Consider the following 20,140-nt stretch of genomic DNA (forward strand, 5'->3'; position numbering starts at 1 on the left):
GATCGACCTGAGAAATAGGTCGATCATCATGGGTAAAGGATGTTAAAAAGTGTTCACCATGTCCTTGAACACCTGTCTACCATGTCCCCGGTCTGTACAGAGAGAGGGTGAGGGAGTATGCTTCGTCGCCAGAGATTAAGCCAGGTAGCCCAAGTGCTCCAGCAGGATATTAAAGCCAATTCCGATCAGCACCACGCCGCCAAGAATTTCTGCGCGCTTGCCCAGCAGCGGGCCGATAAACCGGCCAACCATCATCCCCAGCGTAGCCATGATCATGGTTGCCATACCTATCGCCATCGCGGTATGCAGGATATTAACCTGCAGGAATGCCAGACCTACGCCGATTGCCATCGCATCCAGACTGGTGGCAATGGCCGTAGCAACCAGCACCCAGAAGCCATGACGATTGACTTTCTCTTCTTCCGGCTTGTTTTTCACCCCTTCAACGATCATGCGCGCGCCAAGGATAAACAGCAGGCTAAAGGCCACCCAGTGGTCCCATTCCATGATGTATTGGCTGGCAAACAGACCGATGCCCCAGCCGATCAGCGGGGTAATGGCTTCAATGATGCCAAAGATCAGACCGGTACGGATAGCTTCGCGAAAACGCGGTTGATGCAGAGTGGCACCTTTGCCGATCGACGCGGCAAACGCGTCCATAGACATGCCAAAAGCCAGGATAAGAGTTGCGGAAAGGTTCATTGAAATAGTCTCGGCCGGGTGGCTCCATATACACGTAACCCACCCCCAACCATACGACGGAGTTACGTGCCTATGGTCTCGCCAACCTACCTGGCTGCCCGCACCACGTTTCGCTGACGAAACGAGTATGTTGATACGGGCGTTTCTGGTTATGACTCCCCAGAAACCGGCTACTCCCCAATGACGGCGCAACCATACCATAATATTTTTGCTGCGGACAACGTTTAATTTCACCGGGGCATTGGGTGAAATTGAGAATTATTTTCATTCACGGGTTTGTTGAGAGTAATAATGGTGATAGTTGCATCAATGGTGTGGAAATAATAAGCAGAAAAAACACCAGCCATGCTGATTAATTACCCGAAAAAAGCACTGTTAATTAATCAGGATGGGGTGGGGATTTTTTTAACTCATTTATTTTCAAGGAAAAAATGGTAAATTTTCTCCAGGTCATCCAGGTGTGTAACCCGGATTAATAACCGGCGCTGTTCTAAGTCGATAACCAGAATGCCGTCTTCGGATAAATTCATGGCTTTGATACGTCGATAGTCAATAAACGCATTTGCATAGAAGAAGCCCGTGGTTTTAAACAACATCTTGGGCCAGCGGATATAGGATATATATATCGCAATCAAGGCCAGGGAAATTAGCAGGTAGGTGGTTATCGGCGCTCCCTGCTCGACCAGATTGCGATAGATCAGAATAGCGATCAGACCGACGAAAATCAGGCAGTCCAGACGGTTACCCCGCTTGAGCTGCACCTTTAACAGCGTTTTTCCTTTCAGCAGGTTCATGCCGAACTCGTCATACAGCGCATACGCCAGCATCAGCACAATAAAAATCAGTATTACGCCATCGGTCAGCGACATCTCACCACTCCATAAATAAAAAAACCGGGGGTTGCCCCCCGGCTATCAATTGCTCTTACAGACCTAACAGACCAATCCAATAACCAAAGATACCGATAGCGAAGAAGCCGATGATGATCCACAGCGCGTTGACCTTCCTGCGCAGCAGCCACATACAACCGAAGGTCAGTAGCAGCGGTACCAAGCCAGGCATCAGTTGGTCGAGGATGGTTTGTACCGTGGTCACGTGGGTTTGCCCGGTCTGGTCGGTAATTTTTGACACCACCAGCGGGATATTGACGTGCGTCCACTTGTTAACCAGGGCCCCCATGACAAACAGGCCGAGGATGGACGCCCCTTCCGTCAGTTTTTGCAGGAAACCACCGCCCATATCGCTGACGATATCGACCCCTTTGCGATAGCCGTAGGCGACACCGTAGTAACGAACCAACAGGCGCACCAGGTTAAACATCACGAAGAACAATAGTGGGCCGAGCAGGCTGCCACTCATGGCAATACCCGCACCCAATGCGGCAAATACCGGGCGAACGGTACCCCAGAATATCGGGTCACCTACGCCGGCCAGTGGCCCCATCAGACCTACTTTGATGCCGTTGATGGCCGCATCGTCGATCGGTGCGCCGTTGGCACGCTGTTCTTCCATCGCCATGGTAACGCCAAGGATTGGCGCTGCGACGAACGGTTGCGTATTGAAGAACTCAAGATGGCGTTTGATTGCCTGCTTGCGTTCGTCGTTGTTGTCCGGGTACAGGCGACGGATCACCGGCACCATGGAGAAGCAAAAACCTAGCGCCTGCATACGTTCGAAGTTCCATGAACCCTGGAACAGGTTGGAGCGTACGAATACGCCTCGAATATCGGCAGGTGTCAGTTTCTTTTGAGTCGTTGTATCAACCATTTCTTTCACCTATTCCTAGTCCAATTCGTTATCGAGGTCGTTGGCACCGGCAGGGTTGGCCTGAACCACCTGAGACTTGTTGTATTTAGGGCTGAGCTGGATGTAGAGCACCGCCATCACCACGCCGATCACACCAAGTGCGACCAGGTTAAAGTTGGTGAAGGCTGCGGTAACAAAGCCCAGGTAGAAGAATGGCATCAGATAACCGGCACGCATCATGTTGATGACCATCGCGTAACCGACTACCACGATCATGCCACCGGCGATGTTCAGACCGCCTGTGACCACTTCCGGAATCGAGTTAAGCAGGGCGTGGACGCCCGCTGTGCCGACAGAGACCGCAACGATCACCGCAGGAATAGCGACACGCATTGCCTGTACCAACAGGGCCGCGATGTGGATCACGGTAATGCCGTTCAGGTTACCCCGTTCTGCCGCTTTGTCCGCCGCATGCTGGAAGGCCACGGTGATGGTACGCACGATAATGGTCAGTACCTGGCCTGCTGCTGCCAGTGGGATCGCCAGGGCAATACCGGCACCGATGTTTTGTCCACCGGCGATAACCAGAATGGTGGAAATAATCGACGCTAACGCCGCATCGGGTGCAACCGCAGCCCCGATGTTCATCCAACCCAGTGCGATCATCTCCAGCGTACCGCCGATGATGATACCGGTTTTGATGTCACCGAGAACGAAGCCAATCAGCGTACAGGCCACTAACGGGCGGTGGAATTGAAACTCATCCAGGACGGAACCCATCCCGGCGATACAGGCAACGATAAATATCAGTACAATCTGAAGAGTGGTGATCTCCATTGCACTTCTCCTATATGACCAAACAGCTCTGAGTAAAAAATTAACGACGTTGCCGTTAATTGAGTTTGTTAATCAGGTCCATCATTTTTAGCTGACTGTCGGAAGAGACCTTACGGACTTCAAGTTCAATCCCGCGTTCGTTTAACTTCTTAAACGCCTCGATGTCTTTCTCATCGACGGACACTGCGTTATTCACCTGAGTTTTACCCTGGCGGAACGCCATACCACCGATATTCACCGATGTGATATTCACCCCTTCCTCAACCAGACGCCAAACGTCGGTTGGGTTGGTGAACAGCAGCATCACGCGCTCACCCGCATATTTCGGGTTGTTCCAGACGCGGATCGCCTTCGCCACGTCAACAACGTGAGCGGTAACGCCTGGAGGAGCAACCTGAGTCAGCAAGGTTTTACGGACGTGGTCGGCGGCCACTTCATCGCTGACTACGATGATGCGGCTGACGTTGGTCTCTTTGGTCCAGCGGGTAGCAACCTGGCCGTGGATCAATCTATCGTCGATACGCGCCAGGCAGATTTTCATATGGTCATTGGGGCCGAGAGGCGCTTGGGGCGCAGCGGCTTTTGGGGCAGGGGCACTTTGTGGCGCGACGGGCTTAACACTCTCTTCCACCGGTTTCTTCAGCGCTTTCACGCCTTCACGGCCGGTTTCCAACGCCAGAGCGACCAGTTCGTCAAAGCTCGGGTTGTCATCACGGGCCATGAATGTTTCCACCAGCATGGGAATGTTAACCCCGGTGATAACCTCATAGTGTGGTTTGTCTACTGCGATGCGGCTGGCCGCGTTAAACGGGCTGCCGCCCCAGGTATCAACCAGAAACAGGACGCCATCGCTGGTATCGAGCTCACTGATTTTCCCATTGTATTTCTCAATTAACGTTTCAGCATTTTCACCGGGAACGAAATCTATGTAGGCGACGTTGGCTTGCTCACCCAATAGCATTTCTGCTGTTTTCAGCAGTTGTTCCGCTGCAGTCCCGTGTGTGCCGATGATAATAGCTATTGCCACTCGCTACCTCCTCGTTGAACTTAAGGCACGGATCGTGTCTTGACTCATCACCATCCTGGCAGTCACTTCCGCGGTTCAGATACGTTGGTGCAAATACATTATGGTAGAAAAAAAGAAACTCACACTTAACATTTATCACGCAGTTTCAAAAACCTGTGGCCGTTAATTCCCGTTAACGCCATTTATTTTAGTGCGTGAAAAAATAAATTTTGTGACATTGCTCTGCTATTAGTGGATCGATTAAGCTGAATAGTTAGTTTGCGGAATTAAACAGCAAAGCTGTTACAAAATGAGACGTAAACTGAACAAAGCCACTTTTCTGGCGAAAAATTTCCTGTTAGAGTGCATTCTTCTTTCATAACCAAGGAGTGAAGGGCCTCAGCCCTCCCTATGGACTGTCACCGAAGTTACTGTTTTACAAGGTTTCATCCGCCACCTGTTGGCGCAACAACGTTCGCTCGGCCTTATGGCTGCTTCCTGTTAGTGTCATCCTGTTTTCTCTCTGTCATCGCCAACGCCACGTCTGCGTTTGCCTCCCTACGTCTGAGCGCCACTCTGCCAACCTGTCTTTCTTCTGGAGTCTGATATGGAAATATTAATGGACCCCTCGATTTGGGCCGGGTTATTGACCCTGGTGGTCTTGGAAATCGTGCTGGGTATCGACAACCTGGTATTCATCGCCATTCTGGCCGACAAACTACCGCCCAAGCAGCGTGATAAAGCGCGCATTATCGGTCTTTCATTAGCCTTGGTGATGCGTCTTGGGTTGCTGTCGGTGATTTCATGGATGGTGACGCTGACCAAACCGCTGTTCAGCGTGGGGGAATTTGCTTTCTCTGGCCGCGATCTGATCCTGCTGTTTGGTGGGGTATTCCTGTTGTTCAAAGCCACGATGGAGTTGCATGAACGGCTGGAGGGCAGTACCCATCAGGAAGGTGCTAACCGAGGCTACGCCAAATTCTGGGCGGTGGTAGTGCAGATTGTCATCCTTGATGCGGTGTTCTCGCTCGACGCGGTGATCACGGCTGTGGGGATGGTCAACGACCTGCCGGTCATGATGGCAGCGGTAGTGATTGCGATGGCGGTGATGTTGCTGGCTTCGAAACCTTTGACCAACTTCGTGAACGCCCATCCGACCATCGTGGTGCTCTGTTTGAGCTTCCTGCTGATGATCGGCCTGAGCCTGATTGCCGAAGGCCTTGGCGTGCACATTCCGAAAGGCTATCTGTATGCGGCGATTGGCTTCTCGATCCTGATCGAGATGTTTAACCAGATTGCACGGCGCAACTTCATCAAGCACGAGTCCCGTCGCCCGATGCGCGAACGCACGGCTGAAGCGATTATGCGCCTGATGGGGCAACAGCGTACCCAGCAGCAGGTGGATGAAGACAGTCTGAGTAAGATGAAAGAAACCTTTGCGCAGGAGGAACGCTACATGATCAGCGGTGTGCTGACGTTGGCTTCCCGTACCTTGCGCAGCGTAATGACGCCTCGCACTGAGATTTCGTGGGTAGATTGCGAACGTTCCCGCGACGAGGTGCGCGAACAGTTGCTGGATACCCCGCATAGCCTGTTCCCGGTTTGCCGCTATGAGTTGGACGAGTTTATCGGCGTGGTGCGTGCCAAGGATTTGCTGGTCGCGTTGGATCAGGGCGTGGATATCGCCGAGTTTGCCGCACGTACTCCACCGATCGTAGTGCCGGAAACCATGGACGTGATCAAGCTGCTGGCGGTATTGCGCCGGGCCAAGGGCCGCCTGGTGATGGTGACCAATGAGTTTGGCGTGGTGCAGGGGCTGGTCACGCCGTTGGACGTGCTGGAAGCAATTGCCGGTGAGTTCCCGGACGAAGATGAAACGCCGGATATTATCGAGGATGGCGACCGCTGGCTGGTGAAAGGCGGTGCGGACCTCCACTCGTTGGAGCAGGCGTTGGACTGTGACGATCTGGTTAGCCCCACCGAGGATTACGCCTCGCTGGCGGGCTTCCTGCTCTCATATTCTGGCCAGATGCCAACGGTGGGAGACGTGGTCGAACTTCACGACCTGCGTTTTGAAATCCTTGAGATCTCGGATTATCGCATCGAGCTGGTCAGTATCACCAAGGTGAAACCGCTGCACGAGCAAGACGAGTAAGTGGTCTTCCCCTCACCCCAACCCTCTCCCACAGGGAGAGGGAGCTGATAGCCCCAGCTCTGTTGGGAGAGAGGAGATAATCTCAGCAACCTCGGCCATTCCTTCATCCAAAGTGAGTCAGCCAAAGCTCATGTTGAATACTGTACTTTCAGGCTAACTCGATCTGTTTCCTCTCTCTGTGGGAGAGGGAGCTGATAGCCCCAGCTCTGTTGGGAGAGAGGAGATAATCTCAGCAACCTCGGCCATTCCTTCATCCAAAGTGAGTCAGCCAAAGCTCATGCTGAATACTGTATTTTCAGGCTAACTCGATCTGTTCCCTCTCTCTGTGGGAGAGGGAGCTGATAGCACCAGCTCTGTTGGGAGAGAGGAGATAATCTCAGCAACCTCGGCCATTCCTTCATCCAAAGTGAGTCAGCCAAAGCTCATGTTGAATACTGTACTTTCAGGCTAACTCGATCTGTTTCCTCTCTCTGTGGGAGAGGGAGCTGATAGCCCCAGCTCTGTTGGGAGAGAGGAGATAATCTCAGCAACCTCGGCCATTCCTTCATCCAAAGTGAGTCAGCCAAAGCTCATGCTGAATACTGTATTTTCAGGCTAACTCGATCTGTTCCCTCTCCCTGTGGGAGAGGGTTGGGTGAGGGGGACTAATTCTCTCGCTTTTCTTTTTTTTGCGGCTGTTGATGCAGCACGCGTTGGCGGGTTTCATACTGTTGCAGCCACAGTGGAAACACGTTGATCGGCATCGGCTTGGCAAAATAATACCCCTGCAAGGCATTTACCCCCTGCGAACGTAGATATTCAGCCTGTTCCTCTGTCTCAACTCCTTCGGCCACCAGTTTTAATTTCAGGCGCTGTGCCAACGTAATAATGGTATCGGTCACGGTGGCATTGACCGCGTCGGTGCCAATGGCGGCGGTAAAGCCACGATCGATTTTCAACACGTCCGGGCTGAGTTTTTTCAAGTAACTGAGCGAGCTGTGGCCGGTACCGAAGTCGTCTATTGCCAGCATGATGCCCATCTCTTTGAGCGTTTTAATCTGCTCATACTGAATTTCTGACAGTGCGGTTCGCTCCGTCAGTTCCAGCATTAATGAAGGCATCGGATGGGCGGGCAGCCAGATCCTGCGGATGTCATCGATAATGCTGACGGTATTGAAATGCTCTGCTGCGACGTTGATGCTGATATAGAAAGAGGGGCGAGGGGGGAACAGGTTGAGGTTTTCTACCACCGTGGTCATCAGATAACGCGTTAGCGGAATGATCAGGGCGTGCTGTTCGGCCAGCGGGATAAACACGTCAGGCGAAATCCAGCCTTGCCGCTTGTTTTTCCAGCGCATCAGGGTTTCAACGCCGACACAGCGCCCATTATCGCTGTTGATAATCGGCTGGCAATAAACGCGAAATTCGCGATGCGCAATGGCGTGGCCAATATGGTAAGACAGGCTCATGCGGTTGGCGGTGATCAGATAGACCACGTAGGCCGCCAGCAGGCTCAACATCAACGCCAGAGGAATATGGCGCGGTAGTGCGGCCAACGCCAGAGTACGGGCATCGGGGCCAAACAGGGAGATGGAAAAAGGATACTTGGCGGACTTGGCGGTGTATTGCAGGCCTTCTGTTTTGCCATCGCTCAGGGTAATTTCCTGTTGACCATATTCCAGTCTATAGGCATCCACGTTCAGGGCTACCCGGTGAGCATAAGGCTCTTGCGGTTCCAGCAGGAAATTGGACAACAGATCGATATTGAAAACGTGCAACACTCCGCTGGTACTTTGATCGGGCAGCGGAGTCCATAGCACCAGCGTTGGCGTTCCTTTTGCTACCGTGATGGAAGGGCGTAGTGCCAGCTGCATGCCGCCTTTGGTCATGGTTGGGAAAAGGGTGGTAAACACATAGTGGCGTTGGCCAAACAGGCTGGAGCAATAAATCGTGCCGTCCTTGACCAGCAGCAACGAGCGCAGCGCCTGATTCTGTGCTGCACGAAAGCGTAACGTCGAAATCACTGAATCGCAGGGTTGTCCGACCAACGACATGGTGCTGAGCGCCTGTTGCTCTGCGGGCAGCAGCAACGCATTGAGTTTGCTGATCACCCGGCTGGCCAGGACGCGCTGGTTCTGCTCGGTATTACGGACTTCCTGATAGTAGCGGGTATACAGCGAAATCAACAAAATAGCCAACCCAACCGCGCCGGCGAGAAGCCAACGGTAATAGCGGTATTTCGATGCGGCAAGTTGGGTCATCAACATCCGGTAAGTCCTTGTTCAGTCAAGCTGCCTGACGCCACTTCCAGGCGTAATTTCAGTAATACTATGCTTGGCTAATTCTAGCCTGTTCGCATGGAAAATTGATGGTAACTCAACAAATTATTTCGGTTCGTGCGATCAAAGGGGAAATTTGGGGGTTAACCGGCGGATGGATGATGTGGTCAGATTAGAATTATTGCTGAGTTTTTACGGGGCAACGAAGTTTTTCCCTAGCTAATCTATTGATTATCTAAGTGGGTGCAGCATGCTGCACCCCTACGTGTTGCGTGGCCAGTTCAGGTTTTTTCAGCCGTTCCCCCTCGCCGGTGATGACGAGGGGGGACAGACCTAATTAGTCACATTGAACCTTGATCGCCAGACCGCCACGGGAGGTCTCGCGATACTTGGCGTTCATGTCTTTACCGGTTTCGTACATGGTTTCGATCACCTTATCCAGCGACACACGTGGCTCGCTGGTGCGGCGCAATGCCATACGCGCCGAGTTGATCGCCTTCACCGAGGCAATGGCGTTGCGCTCGATGCAAGGGACCTGAACCTGGCCAGCAACGGGATCGCAGGTCAAGCCCAGGTTATGCTCCATGCCGATTTCGGCGGCGATGCAAACCTGCTCAGGGCTGCCGCCAAGCAACTCGGCCAGGCCCGCAGCGGCCATCGAACAGGCCACACCAACTTCGCCCTGGCAGCCCACTTCGGCACCGGAAATCGAGGCGTTCATTTTATACAGCGTGCCAATCGCACCGGACGCCATAAAGTAGCGGACATAGGTTTCCGGGCTGACGGACTCGATGAAATGATCGTAGTAAGCCAGCACGGCAGGGACGATCCCGCATGCTCCGTTGGTTGGGGCAGTCACCACGCGGCCACCGGCGGCGTTCTCTTCGTTCACCGCCAGCGCAAACATGTTGACCCAGTCGATCACGTTCATTGGGTCACTGGACAGTTTGTCTGAGGAAACCAGCAAGCGGCGCAGGGCGGAGGCTCGGCGCGGAACCCGCAGCGGGCCAGGCAGTACGCCTTCGGTATTCAGACCGCGATCGATACAGGCGCGCATGGTTTGCCAAACGTTGCCGAAATAGGCCTCGATCTCCTGCTTGCTATGCAATGCCAGTTCGTTTTGCATGACCATCCCTGAGAGGGACAGGCCAGTGGCATGGCAGTGAGCCAACATTTCGCTTGCCGAGTGGAACGGATAGGGAACCGAGATTTCGTTACTTTCGGCTTTGCCAAAATGTTCTTCGTCAACGATAAACCCGCCACCGATGGAGTAATAGGTTTTACTGTAAATCTGCTTGTCGCCAGCGAAGGCATGGATCTGCATGGCGTTTTCGTGCAGCGGCATATTGTCGCTACGGAATACCATGCCGCCGTCGCGGGGGAAATCGACTTCGTGCAGGCCGCTGGCCAGCATCAGGCGTTGACGTTGTTCAACATCGCGAATAAAGCCCGGGATGCCATCGATATCGACGGTATCAGGCATATTGCCCGCCAGGCCGAGAATGATGGCGATATCGGTATGGTGACCTTTACCGGTCAATGAGAGTGAGCCGTAAACATCGACGGCAACACGCGTGACGGAAGGCATCAAGCCTTCGTTTACCAGATCGTCGACAAACTGTTTGCCGGCTTTCATCGGTCCAACCGTATGAGAGCTGGACGGGCCGATGCCGATCTTAAACATGTCGAAAACGCTAATCACGCTAAAACTCCTTAAAGAGGCATATTGTTATGGCTGCTGCGGTTAAAAACCGTGCAGGGAACGGCGATAGTGTAAAAGGGCCGTACGGGTTTTGCGGCCCTTTTCGCATGAAATAAAGTAATCCTTGGTATTGCTGTTAACGCCTTAAAACGCGACCGGGGTAATCCTTATAATATTAGTGGTTTATTCCGGTTGTGGCTATTTTACAGGTATTTCGTAAGGTTGAAGAGAGAGTTTACAGTTTTTTTAAAACATCGATAGCGGTAACGGTAGTTGATAAAACAGACTGCTGGAGTGATAGCGATCGCTTTATACTCAAAACGACAGGTAATCCCGGCTTTAACGTGACGTCTGTCGCAAAAAATGCCAATTCAAATGCTGACTTGCTGCGCCAGGCGGCGAATAATCGCGGCCGTCAGGCCCCAAACGAACTGGCTCTGATACCAGGAAAGATAGACTCGATGTGCGTGACCACCACGATGGATGTCCAGCGGATAATAGCGTGAGAGCCGCAGTGCTTCGTGCAGCGGGATTTCGAACACCTCGGCGACCTCATCTTCGTTGGCATGAAACGCCACATCTGCCGGGATCAGGCCCACCACCGGCGTCACCTGAAAACCGGTGCTGCTGTCGAGCGGGGCCAACTGACCGAGGATATGCACCCGCTGCGGTGGGATCGCTACTTCTTCCTGCGCTTCACGCAGTGCGGTAATGATGGGAGAACCGTCTTCAGCATCGGTTTTACCGCCGGGGAAGGCCACTTGACCCGCATGTTTACGCAATGAATCGGCGCGGCGAGTGAGCAGCAGGGTCGGTTCTGGCCGACAAACGATCGGGATCAGCACGGCGGCTGGGCGCGAATTGTGAGAGATCTGCATCGCCTGCGGCTGTTGCAGCTGAAAGCGGCTGATAAAATCGGCCAATGAGGCCGGATAGTCCTGATGGCTCACGAAACGGTAAACTCCCCCAGCTGTGGCAAGATACGGCCTACTTTATCAAAGGTTTCCTGATACTCCGCCTGTTCCTGACTATCGGCAACGATACCACCACCGGCAGAACAGTTGATGCGCCCGTTTTCGGCAATCAGGGTGCGGATGGTGATATTGGTGTCCATGGTACCGCAAACGCTGAGATAGCCAATGCTACCGCAATAGGCATTACGGCGCTGCGGCTCCAGTTCCTCGATGATTTCCATTGCCCGCACTTTGGGCGCGCCGGTAATCGAACCGCCGGGAAAACAGGCGCGCAACAGCTCGCTAGCCGAGCGGTTAGCGGGCAGGGTGGCAGTAATGGTACTGACCAGATGATGTACCGCCGGGAACGGCTCAACCACGAACAGTTCCGGCACCTTGACGCTGCCAGGCTCTGCCACACGGCCAATGTCATTACGCAGCAGATCGACAATCATCAGATTTTCGGCCCGGTCCTTGGGTGAATTGGCCAACTTTTGCGCCTGTTCTGCATCCAGCGCGGCATCAACAAGGCGGGGTAGCGTACCTTTGATGGGCCTGGTCTGGATCTGCCGATCGGCCAACCACAGGAAACGTTCTGGTGAAACACTCAACACCGCGTTGGCGGGCAGGCGCAGGAACGCAGAGAACGGCGCACGGTTGCTGGCGCTTAACTGCTGGAATGCCTGCCATTCGTCCCCTTGATAAGGGGCGGAAAAACGCTGAGCCAAATTGATCTGATAGCAATCGCCACTGCGCAGATAGCTCTGGATACGCCGGAATTTCTCGCCATATTGCTGGCGCGTCATGTTGGCCTGCCAGTTGCCGGTCAGGGCGAAGGGGGGCTGTGGCACAACCCGCTGTTGGTTAAGCCATTGCCAGCGCTGTTCTACATCCCCATAGCTGAGCAGGGTCAGTTTTTGCTGATGATGATCGGCGATCAGTGCCCAGTCATAAATGCCCACCGCCATATCCGGCAGCTTGATATCGGCCTGTGCCAACTGCGGCAACGCTTCGATACGTCGTCCCAAATCATAGCCAAAAAGCCCTAGCGCTCCCCCTTGAAAGGGAAGTTCGCCGTTCAGTGGCGGATGCAGGTTGAGAGCGTCTAGCTGTTGCTGTAACAGCACAAAGGGATCTTCAGGCGAGTTACTGTGAGTCTCTCCCTGCTGGATCTCGGTGCTGGCACCGCAAGTAGTCAGCGTGGTGCGCGGTTCTGCCACCAGAATGTCAAACCGGTTATGCGGGTGCTCGGCAAAGCCTGAATGCAGCAGCATAGCCCAAGGCCGTTGTGCCAATGGAGCGAACAGCGTTAATACGGCTTCGCGCGTATAGGGTAACGATTTGAGGTTTGGGGCAGTGACATTCATAGGGTTCAATCAACCTGATTCACGTAAACAGCGGTGTTGGCAGCCATTCTGCCACATTACGCCATAGGGTGCTGCTTACAGATTAGCCGGATGAAAAGTAAACCAAGCGTAAATGGAGCATTTTTTGCCACGTCTGCCATAATATAAAATGTAAAATGCCATTATATATTCGCTGAAAGAAATTTCCTCGGTGAATATTTTAATAAGTAAAATAATAATAAAGGTATCTTCTTTTACCCGATAATTATTCTAATTACCCCGCAGGTGAGGGCAGCAATGTCATTAAAATTAAGCGTTATTGTTCCTTTGCATAATGTTGGGGAGCTATTTATTCCTTTCTTGAATTCATTGCTGGCGCAACATGAGCAGCAGTTGGAGGTGATCATCGTTAACGATGGCTCCACCGACGGCTCAGGAGCGATCGCGCACCGCTACGCCGCTCAGCATCCACATATCAAGGTCATCGATCAGCCCAATTCAGGGGTCTCCAATGCTCGCAATGCCGGGCTCGCCGTGGCCCGTGGCAAATATGTCGCCTTCCCCGATGCCGATGATTTATTGGATCCGAAAATGTATTCAACGCTGCTTACATTAGCCGAAGAACATCAATTAGACGTGATGCAATGTAACGGCGAACGCTATTTTGCAAGCAATGGTGATTTGCAACCCATTATTCCTGCTACGCGCCTGAAAGATACGGCGGTTATTTCTGGTGCACAGTGGTTGGAAAATGCGTTGAAATCAAGACGCTTTATTCATGTGGTGTGGTTAGCCGTGTATCGCCTGGATTTTATCAAGCAGCACCAACTCTATTTCGAACCTGGTTTACACCACCAGGATATCCCATGGACCACCGAGGTGATGTTCAATGCTCAACGAGTTAAATACCTGAGCAAACCGCTATATCGCCAACGGGTACACGACCGCTCGATCAGCAACCGTCGCCGTACCGGGAAGGCGAACGTCGAGTATCAACGCCACTATATGAAAATCGTCGAGATGCTGGTGGCACTGAATCAGCGTTACAGCAGCAAGATCTCGATTTGTGCGGCCTTCCATTGGCAGATCGCGCGTGAGGCACTGGGGATTTGCCATAGTATTCGCCGTGAGCCCGAACTGCAGGCGCAACAACAGATCGCTGAAGATTTCTACCGGCGCGGCATTCAGCGGATGATGATCGACAATATGCGGGGGATCAAGCAGATATGGCATGTGATGTTGTGGCTGCATCGCTTAAAACAGTGGCGCATTGATAACGTGACTCCCTTGCGGGCCAGCGAATAACAGGTGTAGGGATCTGCGCCGTTAGCGCGTATAATTCACGCCTATTTTACCGGGGAGAAATACATGCTTGCAGGTATGCCGTCACTGAGTCACCAAGAACAGCAGGAAGCTGCTGAACGTATCCATTTGCTGATGGGGCAGGGCATGAGCAGCGGAGAGGCCATCGCGACGGTGGCACAGGAAATCCGTGAAAAACATCAGGGCGATCAGGTTAGCGTGATGTTCGACGATGAAGAAGAACAAGAACATCAGCAGGAAGAACCGATCGAATATCTGGACGAAGATAGCGAAGACGACGAAAACTACTGACGTTAGCGGGGGTCGGTATCCCGAACCCCCAACCGCTTTACCCTTGCACCGTCACCGCCGCAGCGGCCTGCTTAGCCAGCTCTACCGCTTGCTCTACTTCTGGTGCAACGGCCAGTGCAACGCCCATCCGGCGTTTGCCCTCAATGTTCGGTTTACCGAATAGCCGCACCTGATTATATCCACTTAGTGCCGTCTCCAACCCACTGAAACGCACATTGTCGCTGCTTAGTTCTGGCAGGATCACCGCAGAAGCGGCCGGCCCGAACTGGCGTATCGCGTTAATCGGCAACCCAAGGAAAGCGCGTACGTGCAGCGCAAACTCGGACAGATCCTGCGAAATCAGCGTGACCATGCCAGTGTCGTGCGGGCGTGGGGAGACCTCGCTGAAAATCACCTCATCACCGCAGACGAACAGCTCAACGCCGAACAGGCCAAATCCACCCAGTGCGTTAACCACCTTTGCGGCGATCGCCTGAGCACGGCTTAATGCCAGCTCTGACATCCGCTGCGGTTGCCAGGACTCGCGATAATCCCCATCTTCCTGACGGTGGCCGATCGGCTCACAGAAATGTACGCCATCGACGGCGTTGATGGTCAGCAGGGTGATCTCGAAATCAAACTTGACCAGTCCTTCAACAATGACCCGGCCTCCGCCAGCGCGGCCACCAAGCTGTGCGTAATCCCAGGCGGCACCCAGTTGCTGCTCTTCACGGATCAGGCTTTGCCCTTTGCCGGATGAGCTCATCACTGGCTTGACGATGCACGGGTAACCGATTTCGGCCACCGCTTGGCGGAAGTTTTGCTCGTTATCGGCAAAGCGGTAGCTGGAGGTGGGCAGTTCCAGCGTTTCAGCGGCCAGACGGCGAATACCTTCACGGTTCATGGTCAGACGTGTGGCTTCGGCACAGGGGACGACGTGATGGCCCTGTTGCTCCAACTCAACCAGCATGCTGGTGGCGATAGCCTCTATTTCCGGCACGATAAAATCGGGGCGTTCCTGTTCGATCAACGCTTTGAGCGCCGAACCATCCAGCATATTGATGACGTGGCTACGGTGTGCCACATGCATGGCTGGGGCATCGGCGTAACGGTCGACGGCAATCACTTCCAAGCCTAAACGCTGGCATTCGATGGCCACTTCTTTGCCCAGCTCGCCTGAGCCGAGTAGCATAACGCGGGTGGCGGCAGGACGCAGGGCGGTTCCAATAGTTAACATAGTCTGATACCTGGATCTGAATGAATTCACGAGTCTGACACTGAGCGCGCAGTATATACGAAAACGATTGCGTACGACCAGCGGTGCATATTAACCGCTTTTTTTAACGCTGAAATCCGGAAACCCCACCAACTCTGTTATCATCTGCGCCTGATCCGGTGCCAGCCAAGCGCAGCGCCGCCTTTCCACTTGCTATATAAGAGTTATTGCCGTGAGCACAGTTTCTTTTTCTTCCCTGCCGCTGCCAGCTGAACAGTTGGCCAACCTCAACGAACTGGGGTATGCCGAAATGACGCCGGTACAGGCCGCAGCACTGCCTGCCATCCTGAACGGGCAGGACGTACGTGCCAAAGCGAAAACCGGTAGCGGTAAGACGGCGGCATTTGGTATCGGCCTGCTGGATAAAATCAACGTTGCCAAAGTGGCAACCCAGGCGCTTATTCTGTGCCCGACGCGTGAGCTGGCCGACCAGGTGAGCAAAGAGCTGCGTCGCCTGGCCCGCTTTACCCAGAACATCAAGATACTGACCCTGTGTGGTGGCCAGCCGGTGGGGCCACAACTCGACTCCCTGGTGCATGCGCCGCACATTGTGGTGGGTACACCGGGCCGTGTGCAGGAGCATCTGCGCAAGAAAACCCTGGTGCTGGACGAGATGACCGTGCTGGTGCTGGATGAGGCCGACCGCATGTTGGATATGGGCTTTGCCGATGATATCGATGATGTGATCAGCTACACGCCGCCACAGCGCCAGACCCTGCTGTTTTCTGCCACCTATCCGGCGGGCATTGAGCGTATTAGCGCCCGTGTGCAACGCCAGCCACTGAATGTGGAGGTCGAAGATGGCGATGAGCAAGCCTCTATCGAACAACGTTTCTATGAAACCACTCGCGATCAACGTCCTGCGGTGCTGGTGAGCGCCATCCGCCATTATCAGCCAGCGTCCTGCGTGGTGTTCTGCAACACCAAGCGTGATTGCCAGAGCGTGTATGAAGCGCTGGAAGCCCGTGGTATCAGTTGCATGGCGCTGCATGGCGATCTTGAACAACGCGATCGTGACCAGGTGCTGGTTCGCTTTGCCAACCGCAGCTGCCGTGTACTGGTAGCGACCGACGTGGCCGCGCGTGGTCTGGATATCAAAGAATTGGAGTTGGTGGTCAACTACGAACTGTCGTTTGACCCTGAGGTTCACGTCCACCGCATTGGCCGTACTGGTCGCGCCGGCCTGAGTGGGTTGGCGATCAGCCTGTGTACGCCGCAGGAAATGGTGCGTGTTCATGCTCTCGAAGAGTATCTGTCCATGCGCGCAAAATGGTCACCCGTGTCTGAGCTGAGCGGGGCGCCTAACACGCCGCTGGAAGCGGAAATGGTCACCCTGTGCATTGACGGCGGCCGCAAGGCTAAAATTCGCCCTGGCGATATTCTGGGGGCGTTGACCGGTGACGCCGGGCTAACGGCGGCAGAAGTCGGCAAGATCGACATGTTCCCGGTGCATGCCTATGTGGCTATCCGTAAGGCCAGCGCCCGTAAGGCACTGCAACAGCTTCAGCAAGGTAAGATCAAAGGCAAGAGCTGCAAAGTGCGGCTGTTGAAATAATAAACGGCAGGGCGCTTGCAGCCCTGCCCGAAATCACTCTATACTGTATAAAAATACAGCATCATAACCTTTGAGGAAGATGCTCATGGCTGTTGAAGTGAAATATGTAGTAGTGAGAAACGGTGAGGAAAAAATGACTTTCGCAAATAAGAAAGAAGCCGATGCCTACGACAAAATGTTGGATCTGGCCGATAGTCTCGGTGAATGGTTGCAGCAAGCGCCAGTCACGCTGGAAGAAGAACAGCGTGAAGGGTTGAGCTTCTTCCTGGCGGAACACAAAGATGTGCTGGCGCAGATCCTGCGTGGTGGTGCCCCGCAAGAAGCCGCCAAAAAGCCCGCTAAAACCAAAGGTGAGAAACCTGCCGCCGCCCCGGAAGAAGGCGCTGCGTCAGAAGAGCAGCAGGCCGCCTAAGCAGTGTTACAGCAACATGACCATAACCAAGGATCCAGCATGTCCCGTGAGATAACCTTCTTCAGCCGTTTTGAGCAAGATATTCTGGCCGGGCGCAAAACCATCACCATTCGGGATGCCAGCGAAGCTCACTTCCAGCCGAATGAGGTGCTGCGTGTCAGCCGCAACGAAGACGGCGTATTTTTCTGTTATATCGAGGTAAAGTCGGTAACGCCGGTGCGCCTGGATGAGCTAACGCATGAACATGCGCAGCAGGAGAATATGACGCTCAGCGAACTCAAGCAGGTGATCCAGGATATCTACCCAGGGCTGGATGAGCTGTTTGTCATCGCGTTTACCAAACGTTAGCCTCGGTTCGCCACTTAATCCTCCGCATCGCCCCAGCCACTTTTGTGGGAACTGGCGCGATGTTGTGGAGGAAATCCTCCATCTTGTCTGTTCTGACACCTCCATTGAAAAAATAGCTACGTGGCTTGTTAAGCTGGTGAAATTCGTGTCACTCTTGCCTTAATCAAAGTAAGCGGATGATTTAGCAATGATGACACCTCCCAAGGCAGAAAAACGGCCTTACCCAATTACCATCCATGGTGACACGCGTGTGGATGACTACTACTGGCTGCGCGATGACGAACGTACCGATCCCCAGGTATTAGACTATTTGCGGGCTGAAAATGCCTACACCGACGCGCAGCTAAAGCCACAACAGGCCCTGCGTGAAACTCTGTATCAGGAGATGGTTGCGCGTATTCCACAGCAGGAACATTCCGTGCCTTACGTCAGGCGTGGTTTCCGCTATCAGACCCGGTATGAGCCGGGTAATGAATATGCGCTGTATGTGCGGCAACCCGCAGCGGCTACCGAGCTTTGGGACACCTTGCTCGATGGCAATCAGCGTGCGGAAGGGCACGAGTTCTATACGCTGGGCGGGTTGGACGTCAGCCCGGACAACCAGCGCTTGGCCGTGGCGGAGGACTTCCTGTCACGCCGCCAATACGATATCCGTTTCAAGAACCTAGGCGACGATAGCTGGGCCGACGAGGTGCTGGAAAACACTTCTGGCAACTTCGAGTGGGCGAATGATTCCGCCACCGTCTACTACGTGCGTAAACATGCCAAGACATTGCTGCCGTATCAGGTCTATCGCCACGTGGTGGGCAGCGATCCGCAGCAGGACGTGCTGATCTACGAGGAACAGGATGACACTTTCTACGTCAGCCTGGAAAAAACCACCTCCGAGCGCTTTATCCTGATCCACCTCAGCAGTACCACCACCTCAGAGATCCTGTTGCTGGATGCGAACAGTGCAGACAGTAAACCGCAGATGTTTGCGCCGCGACGCAAAGATCACGAATATGCCATCGATCACTACCGTGAGCATTTCTACATTCGTTCTAACAGAAACGGCAAGAACTTTGGCCTGTACCAGAGCGAGCAGGCTGACGAAAGCCAATGGCAGGAACTGATTGCCCCGCGCACCGATGTCATGCTCGAAGGGTTCAGCCTGTTCCGTGACTGGCTGGTGGTGGAGGAACGCATCGCCGGGCTGACCCAACTGCGCCAAATCCACTGGCAGAACGGTGAAGACAAGAGCATTGCTTTTGACGATCCGACCTATGTCACCTGGCTGGCCTACAACCCAGACCCGGAAACCGAGTTGCTGCGTTACGGCTATTCTTCCATGACCACCCCAACTACGCTGTATGAGTTGAATCTGGACAGTGGCGAGCGGGAGTTGCTCAAGCAGCAGGAAGTGAAAAACTTCACGGCGGAAGATTATCGTAGCGAGCGCGTGTGGGTGAAAGCCCGTGACGGCGTCGAGGTGCCGGTATCTTTGGTTTACCGTGCTGACCGCTTTGCACATGGGGCGAACCCGCTGATGGTGTATGCCTACGGCTCCTATGGCAGCAGCATGGATCCGGCATTCAGTGCCAGCCGCCTAAGCTTACTGGATCGCGGCTTTGTCTTCGCGCTGGCGCATATTCGCGGCGGTGCCGAGCTGGGGCAGCTCTGGTATGAAGACGGTAAGCTGTTCAACAAACAAAACACCTTTAACGACTTTATCGACGTCACTAAGGCATTGGTAGAGCAGGGCTATGGCGATGCTGACCGAGTGTTTGCCATGGGCGGCAGTGCCGGTGGTTTGCTGATGGGCGCGGTAGTCAACCAGGCTCCTGAGCTGTTCAATGGCGTAGTGGCTCAGGTGCCGTTTGTGGACGTGGTAACCACCATGCTGGATGAGTCCATCCCGCTAACTACCGGTGAATATGACGAGTGGGGCAACCCAAACGACAAGGCGTATTACGATTACATCTTGCAGTACAGCCCTTACGACCAGGTGAAAGCGCAGGATTATCCGCATATGCTGGTCACCACCGGGCTGCATGATTCGCAGGTGCAATACTGGGAGCCTGCCAAGTGGGTGGCGAAACTGCGTGAGTTGAAAACCGACGATCGCCAACTGCTGCTATATACCGATATGGATGCTGGCCACGGCGGCAAATCTGGGCGCTTTAAGGCTTACGAGGATATTGCACTGGAATATGCGTTTATTCTGGCGCTGGCGGAATAAATCATCGCGGGCAGGAGACTGCCCGCTTGA

Annotated in this window: 17 protein-coding genes and 1 riboswitch; of the genes, 7 read left to right on the forward strand and 10 right to left on the reverse strand. The window is 53.8% G+C overall.

The genetic code is table 11. From position 1 onward, the window contains the following. Positions 1-135: 135 nt before the first annotated feature. The 5 genes from mntP to manX all read right to left on the reverse strand — a co-directional run bounded on the left by mntP (position 136) and on the right by manX (position 4,312). Positions 136-702, reverse strand: a complete 567-nt coding sequence (gene mntP, locus A6U95_RS18660) for a manganese efflux pump MntP (protein ID WP_024487163.1) — start codon at positions 700-702, stop codon at positions 136-138. Positions 703-714: 12 nt separating this feature from the next. Further along, positions 715-893, reverse strand: a riboswitch (yybP-ykoY riboswitch). A 219-nt stretch (positions 894-1,112) separates the two neighbouring features. Further along, positions 1,113-1,571: a DUF986 family protein gene (locus tag A6U95_RS18665; protein ID WP_065685549.1), complete on the reverse strand. Its 459-nt coding sequence runs from the start codon at positions 1,569-1,571 to the stop codon at positions 1,113-1,115. Positions 1,572-1,626: 55 nt separating this feature from the next. Next, positions 1,627-2,469, reverse strand: a complete 843-nt coding sequence (locus A6U95_RS18670) for a PTS mannose transporter subunit IID (RefSeq protein ID WP_024531227.1) — start codon at positions 2,467-2,469, stop codon at positions 1,627-1,629. A 15-nt stretch (positions 2,470-2,484) separates the two neighbouring features. Beyond that, positions 2,485-3,285, reverse strand: a complete 801-nt coding sequence (locus A6U95_RS18675; RefSeq protein WP_021181036.1) for a PTS mannose/fructose/sorbose transporter subunit IIC — start codon at positions 3,283-3,285, stop codon at positions 2,485-2,487. A 55-nt stretch (positions 3,286-3,340) separates the two neighbouring features. Further along, on the reverse strand, positions 3,341-4,312 hold the full coding sequence (manX, locus tag A6U95_RS18680; RefSeq protein WP_024486722.1) for a PTS mannose transporter subunit IIAB: 972 nt from the start codon (positions 4,310-4,312) through the stop codon (positions 3,341-3,343). A gap of 586 nt (positions 4,313-4,898) precedes the next feature. Here manX and A6U95_RS18685 point away from each other — a divergent pair. Further along, positions 4,899-6,446 (forward strand): TerC family protein, encoded by a 1,548-nt coding sequence (locus tag A6U95_RS18685; RefSeq protein ID WP_065685550.1) that lies wholly within the window; start codon positions 4,899-4,901, stop codon positions 6,444-6,446. Between the two features lie 644 nt (positions 6,447-7,090). Here the strand turns inward: A6U95_RS18685 and A6U95_RS18690 are convergent. From A6U95_RS18690 to pabB, 4 genes are all read right to left on the reverse strand, one after another. After that, entirely contained in the window at positions 7,091-8,692 is a 1,602-nt protein-coding gene (locus A6U95_RS18690) for an EAL domain-containing protein (protein WP_065685551.1), read from the reverse strand. A gap of 349 nt (positions 8,693-9,041) precedes the next feature. Continuing rightward, the gene (gene sdaA, locus A6U95_RS18695; protein ID WP_024486973.1) at positions 9,042-10,406 is read right to left on the reverse strand and encodes an L-serine ammonia-lyase; all 1,365 of its coding nucleotides are present in this window, start codon (positions 10,404-10,406) and stop codon (positions 9,042-9,044) included. A 371-nt stretch (positions 10,407-10,777) separates the two neighbouring features. Further along, complete coding sequence (locus A6U95_RS18700) at positions 10,778-11,356, reverse strand: CoA pyrophosphatase (RefSeq protein ID WP_024530210.1); 579 nt, start codon at positions 11,354-11,356, stop codon at positions 10,778-10,780. Further along, complete coding sequence (gene pabB, locus A6U95_RS18705) at positions 11,353-12,726, reverse strand: aminodeoxychorismate synthase component 1 (protein ID WP_065685552.1); 1,374 nt, start codon at positions 12,724-12,726, stop codon at positions 11,353-11,355. The genes A6U95_RS18700 and pabB overlap by 4 nt, the downstream gene beginning before the upstream one ends. Positions 12,727-13,002: 276 nt before the next feature. Here pabB and A6U95_RS18710 point away from each other — a divergent pair, with 276 nt between their 5' ends. Next, positions 13,003-14,010, forward strand: coding sequence for a glycosyltransferase (locus A6U95_RS18710; protein ID WP_065685553.1), 1,008 nt, complete (start codon positions 13,003-13,005; stop codon positions 14,008-14,010). 63 nt (positions 14,011-14,073) lie between these two features. Next, positions 14,074-14,319, forward strand: coding sequence for a YoaH family protein (locus A6U95_RS18715; RefSeq protein ID WP_065685554.1), 246 nt, complete (start codon positions 14,074-14,076; stop codon positions 14,317-14,319). Between the two features lie 37 nt (positions 14,320-14,356). On the opposite strand, the gene purT is transcribed toward A6U95_RS18715, so the two are convergent. Next, complete coding sequence (purT, locus tag A6U95_RS18720; protein WP_065685555.1) at positions 14,357-15,535, reverse strand: formate-dependent phosphoribosylglycinamide formyltransferase; 1,179 nt, start codon at positions 15,533-15,535, stop codon at positions 14,357-14,359. A gap of 211 nt (positions 15,536-15,746) precedes the next feature. Between purT and dbpA the strand changes: the two genes are divergently transcribed. From dbpA to A6U95_RS18740, 4 genes are all read left to right on the forward strand, one after another. Next, positions 15,747-17,129 (forward strand): ATP-dependent RNA helicase DbpA, encoded by a 1,383-nt coding sequence (dbpA, locus tag A6U95_RS18725; protein ID WP_024530215.1) that lies wholly within the window; start codon positions 15,747-15,749, stop codon positions 17,127-17,129. 85 nt (positions 17,130-17,214) lie between these two features. Beyond that, complete coding sequence (locus A6U95_RS18730; RefSeq protein WP_065685556.1) at positions 17,215-17,541, forward strand: YebG family protein; 327 nt, start codon at positions 17,215-17,217, stop codon at positions 17,539-17,541. Between the two features lie 39 nt (positions 17,542-17,580). Further along, a complete protein-coding gene (gene yqfB, locus A6U95_RS18735; protein WP_024530217.1) occupies positions 17,581-17,889 on the forward strand; it encodes a N(4)-acetylcytidine aminohydrolase in 309 nt (102 codons plus the stop codon). 187 nt (positions 17,890-18,076) lie between these two features. Further along, entirely contained in the window at positions 18,077-20,110 is a 2,034-nt protein-coding gene (locus A6U95_RS18740) for a prolyl oligopeptidase family serine peptidase (protein ID WP_065685557.1), read from the forward strand. Positions 20,111-20,140 lie beyond the last annotated feature (30 nt).

The sequence above is a fragment of the Serratia sp. 14-2641 genome (assembly GCF_001692375.1).
Classification (GTDB): domain Bacteria; phylum Pseudomonadota; class Gammaproteobacteria; order Enterobacterales; family Enterobacteriaceae; genus Chania; species Chania fonticola_C.